The following is a 15,628-nucleotide window of genomic DNA, read 5'->3' as shown; positions in this document are numbered from 1 at the left end:
TCTGCTGGTGCTTGTCTCAGGTGCCGACGATACCGCCGTCGCGCCGCCGTATCGCCAGCGTCGCCGAGCGCGGCCGGGCGCTGCCCGGCGTGGTGCCGTCGGGCCAGACGCTGTTGGGTTTTGTGTCGCCGTCGTCGCGCGCCTCGCCCGGATGCTGGATGTTGACGAACAGCGTGCGGCGGTCGGGCGTGACCACGCAGCCTGTGATCTCGCAGCCGTTGGGCCCCGTCAGGAAGCGCTTGATGCGGCCCGAGGCCGGGTCGGCGCACAGCATCTGGTTGTTGCCCAGCGCGGTGTAGGGCGGCTTGCCGATCACCTGGCCGCTCATGTCGGTCTGGATCCAGAGCAGGCCGCCGCGGTCGAAGTGCAGGCCATCGGGGGCGCCGAAGGCGTCGGCGCTGGCCGAGGGGTAGCGCGCGCCGCTGCCGGGTTGCGCGGGGTCGCCCGCCAGCGCGAAGTGGTCCCAGGCGAAGCCCGTGGCGGCGGCATCGCCCGCGTCCTCGCGCCAGCGCAGGATGCCGCCGAAGAGGTTGTTGGCACGCGGGTTGGCCGCATCGGGAGCGGGCTTGCCGGCGTCGCCGCGCTGGCTGTTGTTGGTGAGCGTGACGTAGACCTCGCCGCTTTGCGGATGGATGGCGATCCATTCGGGGCGGTCCATCTTCGTGGCGCCGACCTGGTCGCCGGCCAGCCGCGCGTGGATCAGCACCTCCGCCTGGTCGGCGAAGCCGTTCGCTGCGTCCAGGCCGTTGCGTCCGTGCGTGAGCTCGAGCCACTGGCCGCGGCCGCCGGCGTCGTAGCGCGCGGCATAGAGCGTGCCTTCGTCGAGCAGGTGGCGGTTGGCCGCTCGCGCGGCAGCGTCGGTGCCGGGGCGCACCTTGTCGCGGCTGATGAACTTGTAGATGTATTCGAAGCGCGAGTCGTCGCCCATGTAGACCACGAGGCGGCCGTCCTTCGCGACGGTGCAGGTGGCGCTTTCCTGGCGCTTGCGGCCCAGCGCGGTGCGCTTGACGGGCGTGGCCGTGGGGTCGAAGGGGTCGATCTCGACCACCCAGCCGAAGCGGTGCGGCTCGTTCGGATGGCGGCTCACGTCGAAGCGCTCGTCGAAGCGCCAGTACTCGACCCACTGCGATCCGGCCACCGTGCCGTAGCGGCGCTGGGCCGGCGTCGCGTTGCGGGCCGCGTCCTTCGGGCCGCCGAAGTAGCCGTGGAAGTTCTCCTCGCAGGTCAGGTAGGTGCCCCACGGCGTGACGCCCATGGCGCAGTTGGCGAAGGTGCCGAAGACAGCGTCGCCGGCCGGATCGGCCGCGGTGCGCATCAGCGGCGTGCCGGCGGCGGGGCCGGAGATGCGCATCGGCGTGCTGCCGTGCACGCGGCGCGCGAAAGTCGAGGGCAGCACCTGCTGCCAGCCCTTGTCGGTGCGCCGGATCTCGATCACCGAGACGCCCATGGCATGCAACGACTTGCGGACCTTGTCGGCGGTCCATTCCTTCACGCCGTCGGTGTGCAGCAGCTGCTCGTCGGTGTACTCGTGGTTCATCACCAGCAGGCCGCGCTCGCCGCTCGCATCGAGCGCGAAGAAGTGCATGCCGTCGTGGTGCATGCCGGCCTGCACGGCCTGGTCGTCGGCGCTGTTGCTCGCGTCGGGCGCGAAGCTCGGCATGCGGTTCGCGACGCCGGTGGGCGAGCCCCAGGGGTAGAGCAGCTGCCATTCGTATTCGGGGGGCACCACGATGCCGTCGCGCAGGGAGGCTGGCACGCCAGTGAAGCCGAGCACCTCACCGGAGCCCATGGCTGTGGGCGTGGACGGCGAGGCGCAGCCCTGCCCGAACAACGCGACCACGGCGGCGGCCGAACCCGATTGAATGAGAAAGTGGCGGCGGTCCAGGGGCATGGCGGAGATGTTTGCGGTGTTGTGTTGGCGACAGGCTCCATCATCGCCTGAGCCCGTGCCCGGCGATACTGGTGCGGCAACCGCCCAGGAGACATCGAATGACCGATCGCATCGAACGCACCCGCCACGCCGACGGCGTGGTCGAACTGCATCTTTCGCGCGCCGACAAGATGAACGCGCTCGATCCGGCGATGTTCGATGCGCTCATCGAGGCCGGCGAGGCGCTGCGTGAAGACAAGGCGGTGCGCGCGGTGGTGATCTCGGGCCGCGGCAAGGCCTTCTGCGCGGGGCTCGACATGGCTTCGTTCGAACGCATGCAGCAGCAGGACGCGGGCGCCAGCGTGCTGGGCGAGGGCGCCGCCGGCGCCGACCTGGTGGTGCGCACGCACGGCATCTCGAATGCCGCGCAGCAGGTCGCGATGGTCTGGCGCGAGGTGCCGGTGCCGGTGATTGCCGCAGTGCACGGCGTGGCCTTCGGCGGCGGCCTGCAGGTGGCGCTGGGGGCCGACATCCGCATCGTCGCGCCCGACACCAAGCTCTCGGTGATGGAGATCAAATGGGGCCTGGTGCCCGACATGGCCGGCATGGTGCTGATGCGCGAACTCGCGCGCAGCGACGTGGTGCGCGAGCTCACCTTCACCGGCCGTATCTTCTCGGGCGAGGAGGCGCTGCGCCTGGGCTTCGCCACCCGCGTCAGCGCGGACCCGCTGGCCGAGGCGCTGCAGATGGCGCACGAGATTGCCGGCAAGAGCCCGGACGCGATCCGCGCGGGCAAGCGGCTGCTGAACGCATCGCTCTCGCAGAGCGCGGCCGAGCTGCTGCTGGCCGAGTCGGTGGAGCAGAAGGCGCTGATCGGCAGCCCAAACCAGGTCGAGGCCGTGAAGGCCAACATCGAGCGGCGCGCGCCGCGCTTCAGCGCGCCGGGTTGACGGCCGGCGGGGCGCCCCGCATGAAATCCATCGCTGCCAGGTGAACGGCCGGGCGGGTATTCCCCAGCCCGCCGACGCCGTTCTTCGCGCACCCTCGCATCCCCCGTCTTGCGCGGGCGCGGTTACATCTGCGCCTTCTGTTCGGCCGACCCTTCAATTCGGGCCGGAACAGCCGAAAACATCAAAAATCCCACTCGGTGTATCTTTATGTAAGAATAAAGTGGTTGTTTTATGGGGCAAAACCATACGGATCGAGACAATTTGTGTGCAGAAGGTCACGTCTCCTCCGCTGATAGCTCCTGCGGAGGATGGCTCCAGACAGCTCACTCATTAACAATTGAACGCTTTGCCTAGCGACGGCGATCCTGCATGTCGACGACCACGTTTTTCTGTAACCTCAGCGTGCCCATCCTGGTGGGCGAGGATCGCTACAAGTACGTCCCCATCGTGGGAGTCTTCCGAAGCATTCCGTTCGATCAAGTCGATGAATGGGTGATGCACCCCGACGGCCGGCCGCGCAGCGACCGCGAACTGGCGGCCGAAGTCCTTGTCGAGATCCGCAAGCCGCTCGGCTCGAGTGGACGCACGGCGCCGCACGCCTTCGACGTCGCGGACATCCTGCAGCTCGACCGGGCCGCGGCGATCGTCGTGTCCACCTTCCTTGCGGCGCTCCCGCGCGTCTGAAGACGCCGCAGAGCCTTCAATTCCCTCGATCCTTCTTCAGTCGCACCTGAAGAGCACGCCGCTGCCCGGCGTGGTCGGTGCGTCGGCCTGTGTCAGGAACCGGATCGGGTTCCCGTCGATACGGCAATAGGCCTCCGCTTCCTGCTGGCTCGCAGCCCTGAAGACACCATCGTTGAGACGCTGCACGCCGGCTTGCGGCGTTGCGCAGCTGACGATGAGGAATAGGAGAAAGGCTGGCAGCAGGCGGCGCATGAAGCAAACGGGTCCGTTGGAGAACCCGAGACTTTAAGCGCTCCCCACCGCCCAGTAGAAAGTCGGCCTCTCCCCGTTGAGCAGGTAGTTGCCCACCACGCGTCCCTTGTAGATGGTCGGGTTGTGCGAGGCGAGTGTGCGCGCGTTGCGCCAGTGCCGGTCGAGCCGCCGGTCTTCCTGCAGCGCCGAAGCGCCGCCCACGTCGAAGAGCCGCGTGCCCGCCTGCAGCACCGCATCGACGATGCCGGCCTGCGCCTTGGCGGTGTTCAGCTCCACCTCGAACAGCAGGCTCTCGGGCACGGCCTCGCCGCGCTGGCGGAAGCGGTCGACCTCGCCCAGGCCGCGCGCCACCGCCTGCACGGTCGATGCCGCGATGAAGGCCGTGCTCGCGAGCTGGCCGACGACCTGCTGCACCAGCGGGTCTTCACGCGGCGTGTCGCCGCTGCCATGGCTGTAGATGCGCTTGCGCGGCTGCACGAAGGCCACCGCGTCGCGCACGATGGCGCGCGCGATGCCAGCCAGCGTGGCCAGGTGCGTGAGCTGGAAATGCGCGGTCAGCGGCGTGGGCTGGTCGCGCACGTACAGCAGCACGTTCTCGGGCTTCACGCGCACGTTGCGAAAGCGCGTGGTGCCCGATGCGCTCAGCCGCTGGCCGAAGCCGCGCCAGTCGTCCACGCGCTCCACGCCCTGCGCCTCGGCGGGCACGAGCGCGATCACGCGGTCGCTGCTGCCGTCGTCGTTCAGGCGCTGGGCCGAAACCGAGATCCAGTCGGCGTACAGCGTGCCGGTGCTGTAGAACTTGTCGCCGTCTAGCCGCCAGGCATCGCCGTCGCGCCGCAGCGTGGTCCGCAGCTCGCCGAGCGGGCCCTCGCCGAGCTCGGTGGTGGCGTTGCCGAAGATCACGCCCTCGGCCGCCAGCCGCATCCACGGGCCGTGCAGCGCGGGGTCGATCTCGGCGAAGAGCCGTTCGATGAAGCCGAAGTGCGCGCGCAGGATCTGCGGCAGGTTGGAGTCGGCCTCGCCGAGTTCGATCAGCAGGTCGTAGAGCTGCTCCACCGATCCGCCCAGGCCGCCGTGCTCCAGCGGCACGCGCAGCGCGCCGAAGCGCTCGGCGTTGAGCCAGGCCACGGGCTCGTAGGCGAGTTCGCGATCGGTCTCGCGCTGGGCGGAGCGCTCGGCGATGCGCTGGAAGACAGGACGAAAGCGGGCGGCAAGCTGCCGGAAGGACGGCGCCTGAGCGCCTGGCGCGTGCGCCGCGGGGCGCGTCGTTGCTTGGATGGATTCCATGGGGCGGGGCGGCCCCGAAAGGCACGCCCGGGAGAAGAGGGACAGCGCCCGACTGTCCCCCGCGGCACGGCGCTTGTGAAATACGCTTTTCGAGTTTTCTTATGCCGCTATCGCCTGCCGCGCGCGTCCACCGGCCAGATGGCGACCAGCGTGCCGCCTTCGACCACGTGATAGGCGTCGTGCAGGTTCACCGTCGGATCGCAGTGCGGGGTGACGAACTCCACACGCGAGCCCAATGTCGGTCTTTGCGCCTGCGAACCTTGCGAGCCCGCTGGCGGCATCAGCTTGCCGTGCTCGTCGCCGAAGAAGGCGTAGCGGCTCGCGGCGTCGGCGCCCTTGGCCACCAGCGGCACGCCGCTGTCGGTGGAGAAGCACTTGGTGCCGCCGTCCACCGTCACCCAGTCGGCCGCGTTCGTGCTGACCACCGCCGTCTGCACGAAGAGCGATGTCTCGAAGGGCGAGGGCCGGTCGCCGTCGGCCAGCACGCGGCTGTACTCGGCGTCCATGAACACGTACGAGCCGGCCTGCAGCTCGGTGAAGGCGTTTTCTTGCGAATCGAGGTCGTGCGTGCCGGTGCCCGCGCCGGTGACGATGTCGAAGTTCAGGCCCTGGCGCCGCGCCGCCGCGACGATGCCCGCCACGGTCTCGCGCAGGCCGGCGGCCGCCGCGCTGCGCTCCTCGCGCGCCACGATGTGCTGCAGGTTGCCCGCATAGGCCTGCAGCCCGCGCAGCCGCAGGCGCGGCTCGGCGGCGGCCAGTGCGGCCAGCTCGAGCACCTTGGCCTGCGTGGCGGCGCCGGTGCGGTTGTAGCCCGCGCCGTAGTCCACCAGCACGTCCAGCGGATGGGTGAGTTCGCTCGCGGCGCGCGCCAGGTCGGCGAGGTTCTGCGGGTTGTCGACCACCACCATCACGTCGCCCGGGCGCGCCTGCTGCGCCAGCCTGATGAGCCGCGCGATCTTGCTCGGCGTGACCGCCGGCGAGGTGATGAGCACACCCGGAATGCCGCCCTGGACCATCACTTCCGCCTCGCCCAGCGTGACGCAGCTCACGCCGATGGCACCCGCGGCCACCTGGCGGCGCGCGATCTCGACCGACTTGTGCGTCTTCACGTGCGGGCGCAGGTTCACGCCGCGCGACCTGGCGAAAGCGGCCATGCGTTCGATGTTGCGCGTCATCGCGGGCAGGTCGATCAGCAGGGCGGGGGTGTCGAGGAGATGGCGGCCGCCGGGAACGCCGATCAGCGGCGTGTTGACTTGCTGCAGGGCTTGGGGCATCGGGAAAAGCCTTTGTCTCGGTTCTTGTTGTGGGACAGGCACCGGGCGCCCGGTGTTCCGGGGCGAGATGATCGCACCGATTCGCCCGAACCGATCAAGGCCGGTCAGGCCGGATGCGAAGGGCCGTGCGGCCCCGGCCGGCGCAGCGCCAGCCACCACAACAGCGCCGCATTGACCGACCAGCTCGCGGCCAGCATCAGCAGCGCCGTATTCGCCACGCCGGGCGACAGGCCCAGCGTCAGCAGGCTCAGCGACCACGGCAGGCCGCCCGCGATGGAGATCAGCAGGCTCACGTCGCTGTCGGGCGCGACCGCGCAGGCCAGGATGCAGACGACGCCGGCGACCGTGTAGATCAGCGCGGCGACGCGCCATCCGGAGCGCGCTGGTGAACGTGAATTTGCGATCGGCATGCCCTGAGCATCGCCGATCCCTCGCCGCCGCGTGAAGGCCTTCCGGACGAAAGGATGTAGTGTTTTCGAGCAGTCGAACACGAAGCCGAACGTTCATGTTTACTTCTTGGGCCTGTCATTCGAGCGCGCCACCATGCGCGGCATGGCTGGCCAACTTATCTCCATCGCCCTGACCGTCGACCAACACGACGAGGGCCATTACTTCTGGGTGCTGCTGGAGTCCTTCGACAACTCCATGGAGTTCGAGCCGCTGATGGAGGCGGCCAAGGGTTTCCACACCTACGCCGAGGCGCTGCAGGCGGGCTACGTCGTCCTGAAGGGGCTCTCGGAAGACCTGAATGTCGGACCTCGGGAGGAGGTCGACGACACCATCGCCGCGGAAGAGGAAAACGCCTTCGGCGGCATCCGCTGAGCGGCTTCGGAACACCCGCCGAATGCCCGGCGGCTGTCAGCTGCGAGCGATTTCGACTGACACGCGACCGACACGCCTCCGACGAGATTGAGTCGAAAGGTCAACGACGTTGCGTCTTCCGCTCTTGTCGAGCGGGCCGCGGCGACCTTGATCGAACGATTACAAACAAAGTCAGGGATTTCGCATGGTCGAGTATTTCCGCGTGGGCCTCCCGTACATCCGGATGCGCTTCAGGGTGCCCGCACGGCGTGGCGGCAGGGTCGAGCTTCGGGGAAGGTTCGGAGCCATCACCGGTGCCAGCGGCGAATATCTGCTGGTGCGCTTCGACGGCGAGCCGGCGGCGTCGATCGTTCATCCGATCGAGCTCAACTATGTCGAGGCGGGGGAGGCGGCGGAGCCGCCCCGTGCATCGCGCAACGGCGCGAGACCGACTTCCGGCGAGTAGGGTGCCGGACGCCAGGTGCCGGCGAGGGTAAATCCCCGCGATTTTTGTCTTCGGCAGGTCTATCTTGAATTGGTGACCAACTGCTGGAGACGATCATGTTGATGGTTACAAAAGTGGTGGCGGTCAGCGTGACTGCACTCGTCATCGGCGGCACTCCGTCGCCGGGCAGCGATCCTGCCGATCTTTCCCTCCTCGCATCATCCATCGTGGCCGCACAGGCGGACCCTGGCCCGGTGGCGCCCGCGTGCCCGAGCGGATGCAACATGTGGCGAATGATCCACGACCGCCGTTGAGTCGTCGGACGATCGGCAACGCCGAGCCTTCGCAGGCTGGTTAACAGTTGCCAAAGACTGTATATTCATCCAGTCTTTGGCCACGAGCCCGGATCGGCGCGTACCTGCGCGCCGGGGCGATGAACCATGAACCAGTTCGAGCTTTTCTTTCCGCGGGGTGCTGCCGCAGCAGCGGCCTCAGCCTTTCCGGTTGCCTTGTCGCAGCCGCAGCCGCAACCGCATGCGCCGGTGCTGTTGCCGGAGCCCTCGTTTTCGCGCGCGCAGTCCGAGGAGCCGTTCCGCTTCGAGGACGTCGAAGTCGAGGAGCGGGTCGCGTACACGGTGAGGCTTGCCGACTATTCGCACCCGGCGGCCGATGCGGTGAAGGTGGCGCAGCAGCGCTTCAGGCGCGAGATCGACCGACAGCTCGGCGGCGACGTGGTCGAGGCGCTGCGGGCGTTCCAGAACGCAAGCGAATCGAGCGAGAGCGATCTTTCGAAGGCGGAGATCGCCCTGGCCAAGCGATGGGCCAAGGCCTACGACGCGGCGCGCACGGCGGGCTTTCGCGACCTGGGCGACACGGACGAGGCGTTCTTCGACGTTCGGCCGGTCTGAGCCGGCCGGGCCCTACTTCAGGGCCGGCAGCAGGCGGCCGCACCGGGTTGCTGCATATCCGGCCGCAGATGTGTCAAAGTCGGCGAGGCGCTTCAGACATCGTTGCCTCGAAAGCAGATCTTGTTTCGTCGACCTTCCATCATCTTCCGGACCACGGCCTTCGTCGCCGTCGTCTGTCTCGCCCTTGTCGCGCTCGACTGCTGGAACAGCTGGCAGTCGCGCACGGTCCAGCTCAAGCAGATGAGCGTTGCCACGGCGAACCTGGCTCGTGCGATGGCGCAGCAGGCGGACGACACGATCAAGGAGACCGACACCGCCCTGATCGGCGTCGTCGAGCGCGTCGAGTACGACGGCACCGGGCCCGCGGCCCTCGAGAGGCTCCACAAGGTGCTCGCGATGCGGGTGGCCGAGCTCCCGCAGCTCGATGCGATCCACGTCTACGACAAGGAGGGCAACTGGGTCGTGAACTCGCGGAAGGTGCAGCCGCAGAACCTGAACAACGCCGAGCGCGAATACTTCATCTTCCATCGCGACCACGAGGACCGCGGACCGCACATCGGCATACCGGTGAAGAGCCGCACCAACGGCAAGCTGCTCGTGCCCGTCTCGCGGCGCATCGACAACCCCGACGGCAGCTTCGGCGGCGTGGCGCTCGCGACCATCGACGTCGAGTTCTTCACGAGGTTCTACGACAGCCTGGACATCGGCCAGGCCGGCGCCGTCGCGCTCATCCTCGACACCGGCACCATGATGACCCGCCGCCCGTTCAGCCCCGAGATGGTCGGTCGGAACATGCTGGACACCTCGCTCTACCGCGCCTACAGGACCCTGGGGCCGGTCGGAACGGCCGAGATCAAGTCGGCGCAGGACGGCGTCACGCGGCTGAACAGCTTCAGGCGCCTTTCCAACTATCCGCTCTTCGTCGGGGCGGCTCTCTCCAAGGACGAGATCCTGGCCGAATGGTGGAACGAAACGCTCTGGCACACAGGCGGCGTCGTCCTGCTGGTCTTGATCGTCGGCTCCGTGGGCTGGCGGCTGGTCAGGCAGATGGAGCTGCAGAACAAGACCGAGGCCGAGCTGCGGGGCGCGCGCGACGCGCTGGAAAAGCTCAACAAGACGCTGAACACGCTCGCCATGGAAGACGGCCTCACCGGCCTGGCAAACCGCCGGCAGTTCGACGTGACGCTCGACACCGAATTCAGCCGCGCCATGCGCGACGCGAGCACGCTGGCGCTGATCCTGCTCGATGTGGACTGCTTCAAGCAGTACAACGACATCTACGGCCACACGGCCGGAGACGAGTGCCTGCAGACGATCGGCCGCACCATCTCGAACCTCGCGGCCCGGCGCCCGGGTGACCTCGCCGCCCGCTACGGCGGGGAGGAACTCGCCGTGCTGCTGCCGAATACCGACGTGGCGGCCGCGGCGGTGCTCGCGGAAAAGATCCGCAGTGCGGTGCGCGACCTGGAGATCGTGCACGCCGGTGCGCCGGACGGCTTCGTCACGTTGAGCGCCGGGGTGGATGCCCTGAGCCCTGCCGGCACCCGGCAGCCGCCGAAGGAACTGATCCAGGCTGCGGACAGGGCGCTGTACGCGGCCAAGATGAATGGGCGCAACCGCGTCTGCACCGCCGCAGACCGGCCAACGGCCGAATGAACGGGCGATACGCGCAAAGCGCATAAGCAAGCGCGATAACCGGATTTCCCTCGGGCGGCATCCCGCGCAAGACTCGAAGGCCAGTCACAACGCAGCCTTCTCTTCCGGATGCCCGGCATTCCCCACAAACCACCGCGCCCGCTTCGCCTCGGCTTCTTCAGCCGCCTGCTCGACGACGTGCCAGCCGCGGAACGCTACCGCCTCGTCGCGGCGCAGATCGCCCACGCCGAGGCCACAGGCTTCGATTCGGCCTGGGTGGCGCAGCATCACTTCCACGAGCACGAGGGCGGCCTGCCGTCGCCATTCGTCTTCCTGGCCTACGTGGCGTCGCGCACGCGGCGCATCCGCCTGGGCACCGGCATCATCACGCTGCCGCTGGAGAACGCCGTGCGCGTCGCCGAAGACGCGATCGTGCTCGATCTTCTCTCGGGCGGCCGGCTCGAGGTGGGTGTGGGAACCGGCGGCACGCCAGAGTCCTTCGCTGCCTTCGGGCTGGACGGCAACGACCGCTCGGCCATCTTCGCGAAGCAGCTGGCCGCGGTGCGCTCGGCCTGGGCAGGCCGGCCGCTGGCGGGCGGCGATGCGCTGTACCCCTCGGGCGAGCAGCTGCTCGGGCGCATCTGGCAGGCCACGTTCTCGGTGAGCGGCGGTACGCGGGCAGGGGAGGCCGGCGACGGATTGATGCTTTCGCGCACGCAGCCTCGCCCCGAGCATGCGCCGCATGCATCGCTCGCCGAGATCCAGAACCCGATCGTCGATGCCTATCTGGCCGCATTGCCGGCGGGCCGCACGCCGCGCATCGTGGGTTCACGAAGCGTCTTCGTGGCGGACACCCGCAAGGAAGCGCTGCGCCTGGCCGACATCGGCCTGCGCCGCTCGGCCGCGCGCTTCGCCGCTTCAGGGCAGGCCGGCCTCGCCGGTCGGGCCGGGCCCGATGCGCCGCTCGAAGAGCTGATTGCCGCCTACGACGTGCACGTCGGCTCGCCCGACGACGTGATCGCCTCGCTGCGTGCCGACAGCACCCTCGCGCGCGTGACCGATCTCGTGTGCCAGGTGCACTCCGTCGATCCGCCGCACGAGGCGATCCTGCGCTCCATCGAACTGACCGCCACCGCAGTCGCGCCTGCCCTTGGCTGGACGAGCGGAGCGAGCGCGTCCGACCTGCGATCGCTTGCGCTTCTCTAGCTGCGCTCTTTTTTCCCCTTTTTTGTCATGAACGCCATCGTCGCTTCTCCCATCGCACCCGTGGTGCCCGATGTCATTGACCGACTCGTCGGCATCGAGCCCGGCAGCCATCTCGATCGCATCCGTGCGCATCGTGAACAGTCACGCACCCATGCGCAGCAGAGCTATCTCGCGCTGTTTGCGCCGGCGCCGCCCGTGTTCGGGAATTTCGGGACCGCGGACAGGTTCGCCGTCGCGGCCTTCGTCACGGGGCTGCACGGGCAGGCCGACGTGGCGCGCTTCTATGCCGATGCGCTGGCGGGGCAAGGCGCTCGCGCCGGCGTGGCGGATGCGATCGCCATCGAAACGCGGCGAGGCGCCGCGCAAGGCCCCGATGGACCCTATGGCCGCTATCCCCCGGGGCCGCTCAGCGCGGAGGATGCAAGCGGGCCTTCATACGAGGTGAGCGAAGCCGGGCGCGCGGTGCTGGGCGAGAAGCTCTCCGCCGCGCTGGCGCATGCGCACCTGCTCGTCCTCCATCCGCGCGACGCGAGCGCCGCGGCGCTGCAATCGCTGCTTGATGCGGCATGGACCGGCACCGAGGCCGTGACGCTGTCGCAGCTCGTGGCTTTCCTTGCTTTCCAGATCCGCGTCGTCGCCGGCCTGCGGGCACTGGCACAGCGGCCCGTCACCCTTGTCGATTGAGCAGAGAAAGAGAGCGAGAAACACAGCCATGAGCGCCGAATCCGTGCTGAGCCACCCCGAGAACCACCATCCGAACGCCTTCACGCAGGCGCAGCTCGAGTGGCTGCCCTGGCTGGAGCCTTTGCCCGAGGCCGAACTGACAGCGCGGCATTTCGAAGGCCTGGTCGATGCAGCGCGCGCCAAGTCGCCGTACTTCCGCCTGCTGGCGCGCGACCCGGACATCCTCGGGGCGCGCACGCGCACCGACAAGGACATCTTCCACAACCCCGAAGCCGGCCTGCCGCGCGCCGAGCGCGAGCTCTCGGCCGCGGCGGCTTCGCGCTACAACGGCTGCATCTACTGCGCGTCGGTGCACGCGCGCTTCGCCTCGCATTTCTCGCAGCGCACGCAGGACGTGCAGAGGCTGCTCGACGAAGGCGTGAAGGCCGACCTGGGCGAGCGCTGGAACGCGATCGTGGCGGCTTCGGTCGCGCTGTCGTCCACGCCCTCGGCGTTCGGGGCGGAGCATGTGGCACAGCTGCGGGCGCAGGGGCTGGACGACCTCGCGATTGCCGATGTCGTGCATGGCGCGGCGTTCTTCAACTGGGCGAATCGGCTGATGTTGTCGCTGGGGGAGCCGCAGCAGCCTTCGGGCGGCTGACCCTCCACGCTCAGGACAGCAGCGTCAGCAGCCAGGCCAGCAAGTGGCCGATGGCAACCAGTGCGGCCCACAAGGCCCGTAGTGCGTCGAGCAAATTCGGTGTCCTGCCGGAAAGGGCGTTCGTTTTTTCGAGTCAGCGAAGGCCGAAGCCCGGCCCCGGCTCTCCATGGCCGCAGTGGCTGAAGAAGGCGCCGGGTACGCACGACAGGGCGACGAGGGCGGCCGTGGTGGCAGTGGTGAGTTTCCGGGTGGGGTATCGCATTCGGGGCGGTTTCCCTCGACGTTGAAGAAGCCCAGCCTAAGGCGCGACCTGGGGAGAAATTGGGAGGGCGGGAAAGGACCGGCGGCGACGGGCCCATCGTCGCCGGCCTCCTCGTTTCAGCTCAGCTCGCCCGGGCCGTCAGCCACTTGTCGGAAGTCAGGGGCACGCCGACGATGCGGATTTCGCCGATGCTTCCAAGGAAGCCCGTGGACATGTTCCCGGCCCATTGCCCGCAGCCGATGGCGAGCTGCTGCGTCGGGGCGACGTACTGGATGCCCTGCATGTTCGTGTTGTTGCGCAGCACGGGCGCTCCCTCCACGTACATGGTGGTCGCATACGAAGCCGCGGGATCGTTGACAATGGCAACGTGCAGCCATTGGCCAGCCGATACGCCGCCCGACCAGCAGGTGAGGTTGGTTGCCTGGTTCACGGGAGCGACTTCCCATTGGAATTCCATCAGGTTCGAGAAGGCGAACATCAGGGCGCAGTCGCCATCGTCCGAGGCGAAGCCGGGCAGGTTCGAGCGTGCCCCCAGGCGATACAGGATGCCCATCCATCCATTCTTCGTCGCGTCGAAGCCGGCGTCGATGTACACGAACGCTTCGATGGTGTAGCCCTTGGCGAAGGTCTCCATGTTCAGTGCCGAATTCGCGTCGGTCGTGAAGTAGGAGAACCTGGTCTTGGTGGCGTTCAGGAAGCGCAGGCTGCCGGGCGCGGCCGACAGCGGATGATGGCTCTTCGACCAGACCAGGTCGCCGGATTGCCCCGCCCACGTGTTCACCGAGACGGGGTTCTTGCCTCCCGGGGAAACGTCCTGGATCTGCTGCCCAGGCTGATAGGGAAAGAGATCTCCCTCGGCCGCCGCCGCATTGAAGAAGCGCCAGTGGGCGAGCGTGTTGTCGACCTTCGGATAGTCGTCGGGGCCGGAAGGAAGCGCGGCCGCCTTCTGCGGCGGCTGGCTGTAGTTCGTCAGGATGAGCTTCTTCGCCACGTCCGTCAGGCTGCTGTCCGACGAACCGTCGGGCACCGAGAAATCCGGATTGAAGGAGGCGAATCTCTTGACGAAGTCCATGTCCAGCGCGAAGGACTGGTTCGAATCCGACAGCCATGCGGCGTCGAACTCGTTGAGCGTTGCGGCCGGCTTCAGGGGCACCCACGGGGAGAACGAGCTGGCGATGATCTTCCTGTTGGTCAGGTCGAACTCGAACATGCGCATGAGGCCGTTGCCGCCCATGTAGGCCATCTGGTAGTCCACCACCATCAGGTGCACGTCGTTGCCGCGGGAGTTCTTCTTCGTGCTGGTGCACGAGCCGTGGTAGTGGCCGCTGACGGCCATGAAGATCTGGTCGTTGTCCTTGATCAGCTTGTCCCACATGTAGTTCGAGTAGGCGGTGTCCGCGGCGGTCTTGCCGTCGCTGCCGATGCCGACCAGCTGGTGATTGACGAGGATGACCGGGGTCGTCTTGTTGGACTGGATGACCTGGTTGGCCCAGCCGATCGCGTCGTCCGACGCCCGCCACGACATCGACAGCACCAGGAACCTGTTTCCCTCGGCTTCGAAGACGTGGTACTCGTGAAAGCCCGATGAGTGCCTTCCTCCGAAGGTGGCCTGCCGCTTCGCGCGCTCCGGGGGGAACACCTGCAGGTAGGGTTCGAACAGCCCGACGCGGTGGCTGCCTCCGTCCTGGTAGCCGTCGTTGTTGGCGAAACCGGTGACCCCCACGCCCCAGTCGGGACCCCACTGCATGTCGGAATCGATGGCTCCCACGTCGTGGTTGCCCGCGCAGATGGAGTAAGGGCACCTGGCCGCCTCCAGCACCTGCATCGCCTGGCTCGCGAGTTCCCATTCCTTCGTGACCTGTCCGTTGCCGATCTGGCCGTTGCCCACGAGATCGGTGGAGGCGCTCCAGGGCGAGGAGCCTTCCGATGTGTAGTACCACGACTGATCGACGATATCGCCCAGATGCATGGTGAACGGCATCTTCAGCAGCCTGGCGTTCTGGGCAATCCACTGCGTCTGGGTCTTGAAGGGGTTGTCGTATTTCGGGTCGATGCCCGAGTAGAGCTTCTGGTAGAGCTCGCCCATCTTTTCCGATGCATAGCGCGGATAGAACTGGGTATCGGGAAGCACCGAGATCGTGAAGCTCGAAATCTTTTGGGCGGTGACGCCCTGGCTCGCCGGCGGCGGCGCGCCGGTGGGCGATCCGGCTGTCGAAGGCCCGTTCGTCCCTGCCACCGGGAACGCCCCGGCACCGGCGCCACTGCCGCCGCCGCACCCGGGCAGCGCGACCGCGAGTCCCGTGACCGAGCCCGCCAGCATCAGCTTCAGCAATTCCCGGCGCCTGTTCTCCGGAACGGAAGCCAATTGAGCCAAGTCGATTTTTTCTTCATTGGAAAGAGTCTGCTTTTTCATGGTATTTGAATTCGTAGTGCATCAAATTCTTTTCTGAAATTGCCGGCAACTTCGGAAAGCGCAGACTCTATGCATTGAATATGATGTTCTCGTGAATTTATTGCCGCGAAAAATGCAGGTATTCGTTCCTCATTGCATCGATAGACAAGGCAATCAATTTTCCGGGTGGCCTGGAAATTTCAAGGGGACGCCGATTTTTCCGGAATTGCATGGATGTGTTCGGCCGCTGGGCATCGCGCCTCGTCGACTCGGGCTCGCACGGAGCGCCGCCACGGACGCCCGGGGTGTCGCCGGGGTTTGCTTTCAAAATTCTTTCA

At 67.4% G+C, this 15,628-nt stretch carries 17 protein-coding genes; 10 read left to right on the top strand and 7 right to left on the bottom strand.

Annotated features, from left to right (window positions below; genetic code table 11):
• Nucleotides 1–16 precede the first annotated feature (16 nt).
• Nucleotides 17–1,891, bottom strand: a complete 1,875-nt coding sequence (locus ACAM57_RS18435; protein WP_369658438.1) for a PhoX family phosphatase — start codon at nucleotides 1,889–1,891, stop codon at nucleotides 17–19.
• A 98-nt stretch (nucleotides 1,892–1,989) separates the two neighbouring features.
• Here ACAM57_RS18435 and ACAM57_RS18430 point away from each other — a divergent pair, with 98 nt between their 5' ends.
• The gene (locus ACAM57_RS18430; protein WP_369658437.1) at nucleotides 1,990–2,820 is read left to right on the top strand and encodes a crotonase/enoyl-CoA hydratase family protein; all 831 of its coding nucleotides are present in this window, start codon (nucleotides 1,990–1,992) and stop codon (nucleotides 2,818–2,820) included.
• A 369-nt stretch (nucleotides 2,821–3,189) separates the two neighbouring features.
• The gene (locus tag ACAM57_RS18425; protein WP_019653070.1) at nucleotides 3,190–3,504 is read left to right on the top strand and encodes a hypothetical protein; all 315 of its coding nucleotides are present in this window, start codon (nucleotides 3,190–3,192) and stop codon (nucleotides 3,502–3,504) included.
• 36 nt (nucleotides 3,505–3,540) lie between these two features.
• On the opposite strand, the gene ACAM57_RS18420 is transcribed toward ACAM57_RS18425, so the two are convergent.
• From ACAM57_RS18420 to ACAM57_RS18405, 4 genes are all read right to left on the bottom strand, one after another.
• Nucleotides 3,541–3,756 (bottom strand): hypothetical protein, encoded by a 216-nt coding sequence (locus ACAM57_RS18420; RefSeq protein ID WP_369658436.1) that lies wholly within the window; start codon nucleotides 3,754–3,756, stop codon nucleotides 3,541–3,543.
• A gap of 33 nt (nucleotides 3,757–3,789) precedes the next feature.
• Nucleotides 3,790–5,043, bottom strand: coding sequence for an acyl-CoA dehydrogenase family protein (locus ACAM57_RS18415; RefSeq protein ID WP_369658435.1), 1,254 nt, complete (start codon nucleotides 5,041–5,043; stop codon nucleotides 3,790–3,792).
• A 107-nt stretch (nucleotides 5,044–5,150) separates the two neighbouring features.
• Entirely contained in the window at nucleotides 5,151–6,317 is a 1,167-nt protein-coding gene (locus ACAM57_RS18410; protein ID WP_369658434.1) for a DSD1 family PLP-dependent enzyme, read from the bottom strand.
• A gap of 104 nt (nucleotides 6,318–6,421) precedes the next feature.
• Complete coding sequence (locus ACAM57_RS18405; protein ID WP_369658433.1) at nucleotides 6,422–6,727, bottom strand: hypothetical protein; 306 nt, start codon at nucleotides 6,725–6,727, stop codon at nucleotides 6,422–6,424.
• A gap of 142 nt (nucleotides 6,728–6,869) precedes the next feature.
• Here ACAM57_RS18405 and ACAM57_RS18400 point away from each other — a divergent pair, with 142 nt between their 5' ends.
• The 8 genes from ACAM57_RS18400 (at nucleotide 6,870) to ACAM57_RS18365 (ending at nucleotide 12,636) form a co-directional block, all read left to right on the top strand.
• Entirely contained in the window at nucleotides 6,870–7,139 is a 270-nt protein-coding gene (locus tag ACAM57_RS18400) for a hypothetical protein (protein ID WP_369658432.1), read from the top strand.
• A gap of 184 nt (nucleotides 7,140–7,323) precedes the next feature.
• Nucleotides 7,324–7,584: a hypothetical protein gene (locus ACAM57_RS18395; protein ID WP_369658431.1), complete on the top strand. Its 261-nt coding sequence runs from the start codon at nucleotides 7,324–7,326 to the stop codon at nucleotides 7,582–7,584.
• Nucleotides 7,585–7,679: 95 nt separating this feature from the next.
• Nucleotides 7,680–7,877, top strand: coding sequence for a hypothetical protein (locus ACAM57_RS18390; protein WP_369658430.1), 198 nt, complete (start codon nucleotides 7,680–7,682; stop codon nucleotides 7,875–7,877).
• A 126-nt stretch (nucleotides 7,878–8,003) separates the two neighbouring features.
• On the top strand, nucleotides 8,004–8,471 hold the full coding sequence (locus ACAM57_RS18385) for a hypothetical protein (RefSeq protein WP_369658429.1): 468 nt from the start codon (nucleotides 8,004–8,006) through the stop codon (nucleotides 8,469–8,471).
• Between the two features lie 120 nt (nucleotides 8,472–8,591).
• On the top strand, nucleotides 8,592–10,127 hold the full coding sequence (locus tag ACAM57_RS18380; protein ID WP_184638481.1) for a sensor domain-containing diguanylate cyclase: 1,536 nt from the start codon (nucleotides 8,592–8,594) through the stop codon (nucleotides 10,125–10,127).
• A 108-nt stretch (nucleotides 10,128–10,235) separates the two neighbouring features.
• Nucleotides 10,236–11,312, top strand: coding sequence for a putative FMN-dependent luciferase-like monooxygenase (locus tag ACAM57_RS18375; RefSeq protein ID WP_369658428.1), 1,077 nt, complete (start codon nucleotides 10,236–10,238; stop codon nucleotides 11,310–11,312).
• A 27-nt stretch (nucleotides 11,313–11,339) separates the two neighbouring features.
• A complete protein-coding gene (locus ACAM57_RS18370; protein WP_369658427.1) occupies nucleotides 11,340–11,996 on the top strand; it encodes a CMD domain protein in 657 nt (218 codons plus the stop codon).
• Nucleotides 11,997–12,024: 28 nt separating this feature from the next.
• Complete coding sequence (locus ACAM57_RS18365; protein ID WP_369658426.1) at nucleotides 12,025–12,636, top strand: alkylhydroperoxidase domain protein; 612 nt, start codon at nucleotides 12,025–12,027, stop codon at nucleotides 12,634–12,636.
• A gap of 133 nt (nucleotides 12,637–12,769) precedes the next feature.
• Here the strand turns inward: ACAM57_RS18365 and ACAM57_RS18360 are convergent, their stop codons facing one another.
• Both ACAM57_RS18360 and ACAM57_RS18355 read right to left on the bottom strand, forming a co-directional pair.
• Nucleotides 12,770–12,898, bottom strand: coding sequence for a hypothetical protein (locus ACAM57_RS18360; RefSeq protein WP_369658425.1), 129 nt, complete (start codon nucleotides 12,896–12,898; stop codon nucleotides 12,770–12,772).
• A 121-nt stretch (nucleotides 12,899–13,019) separates the two neighbouring features.
• Entirely contained in the window at nucleotides 13,020–15,230 is a 2,211-nt protein-coding gene (locus ACAM57_RS18355) for a LamG-like jellyroll fold domain-containing protein (RefSeq protein ID WP_369658424.1), read from the bottom strand.
• Nucleotides 15,231–15,628 lie beyond the last annotated feature (398 nt).

The organism is Variovorax sp. V15 (assembly GCF_041154425.1).
GTDB classification, from domain to species: Bacteria; Pseudomonadota; Gammaproteobacteria; order Burkholderiales; family Burkholderiaceae_C; genus Variovorax; species Variovorax guangxiensis.
The sequence above is the reverse complement of the archived record's forward strand: the minus strand, read 5'-3'. Positions and strand labels throughout refer to the sequence as shown.

Bases quoted from the DNA above. Each gene is read 5' to 3' on its own strand.
- ACAM57_RS18435 (WP_369658438.1), bottom strand. From the start codon at position 1,891: ATGCCCCTGGACCGCCGCCACTTTCTCATTCAATCGGGTTCGGCCGCC.
- ACAM57_RS18430 (WP_369658437.1), top strand. From the start codon at position 1,990: ATGACCGATCGCATCGAACGCACCCGCCACGCCGACGGCGTGGTCGAA.
- ACAM57_RS18425 (WP_019653070.1), top strand. From the start codon at position 3,190: ATGTCGACGACCACGTTTTTCTGTAACCTCAGCGTGCCCATCCTGGTG.
- ACAM57_RS18420 (WP_369658436.1), bottom strand. From the start codon at position 3,756: ATGCGCCGCCTGCTGCCAGCCTTTCTCCTATTCCTCATCGTCAGCTGC.
- ACAM57_RS18415 (WP_369658435.1), bottom strand. From the start codon at position 5,043: ATGGAATCCATCCAAGCAACGACGCGCCCCGCGGCGCACGCGCCAGGC.
- ACAM57_RS18410 (WP_369658434.1), bottom strand. From the start codon at position 6,317: ATGCCCCAAGCCCTGCAGCAAGTCAACACGCCGCTGATCGGCGTTCCC.
- ACAM57_RS18405 (WP_369658433.1), bottom strand. From the start codon at position 6,727: ATGCCGATCGCAAATTCACGTTCACCAGCGCGCTCCGGATGGCGCGTC.
- ACAM57_RS18400 (WP_369658432.1), top strand. From the start codon at position 6,870: ATGGCTGGCCAACTTATCTCCATCGCCCTGACCGTCGACCAACACGAC.
- ACAM57_RS18395 (WP_369658431.1), top strand. From the start codon at position 7,324: ATGGTCGAGTATTTCCGCGTGGGCCTCCCGTACATCCGGATGCGCTTC.
- ACAM57_RS18390 (WP_369658430.1), top strand. From the start codon at position 7,680: ATGTTGATGGTTACAAAAGTGGTGGCGGTCAGCGTGACTGCACTCGTC.
- ACAM57_RS18385 (WP_369658429.1), top strand. From the start codon at position 8,004: ATGAACCAGTTCGAGCTTTTCTTTCCGCGGGGTGCTGCCGCAGCAGCG.
- ACAM57_RS18375 (WP_369658428.1), top strand. From the start codon at position 10,236: ATGCCCGGCATTCCCCACAAACCACCGCGCCCGCTTCGCCTCGGCTTC.
- ACAM57_RS18370 (WP_369658427.1), top strand. From the start codon at position 11,340: ATGAACGCCATCGTCGCTTCTCCCATCGCACCCGTGGTGCCCGATGTC.
- ACAM57_RS18365 (WP_369658426.1), top strand. From the start codon at position 12,025: ATGAGCGCCGAATCCGTGCTGAGCCACCCCGAGAACCACCATCCGAAC.
- ACAM57_RS18360 (WP_369658425.1), bottom strand. From the start codon at position 12,898: ATGCGATACCCCACCCGGAAACTCACCACTGCCACCACGGCCGCCCTC.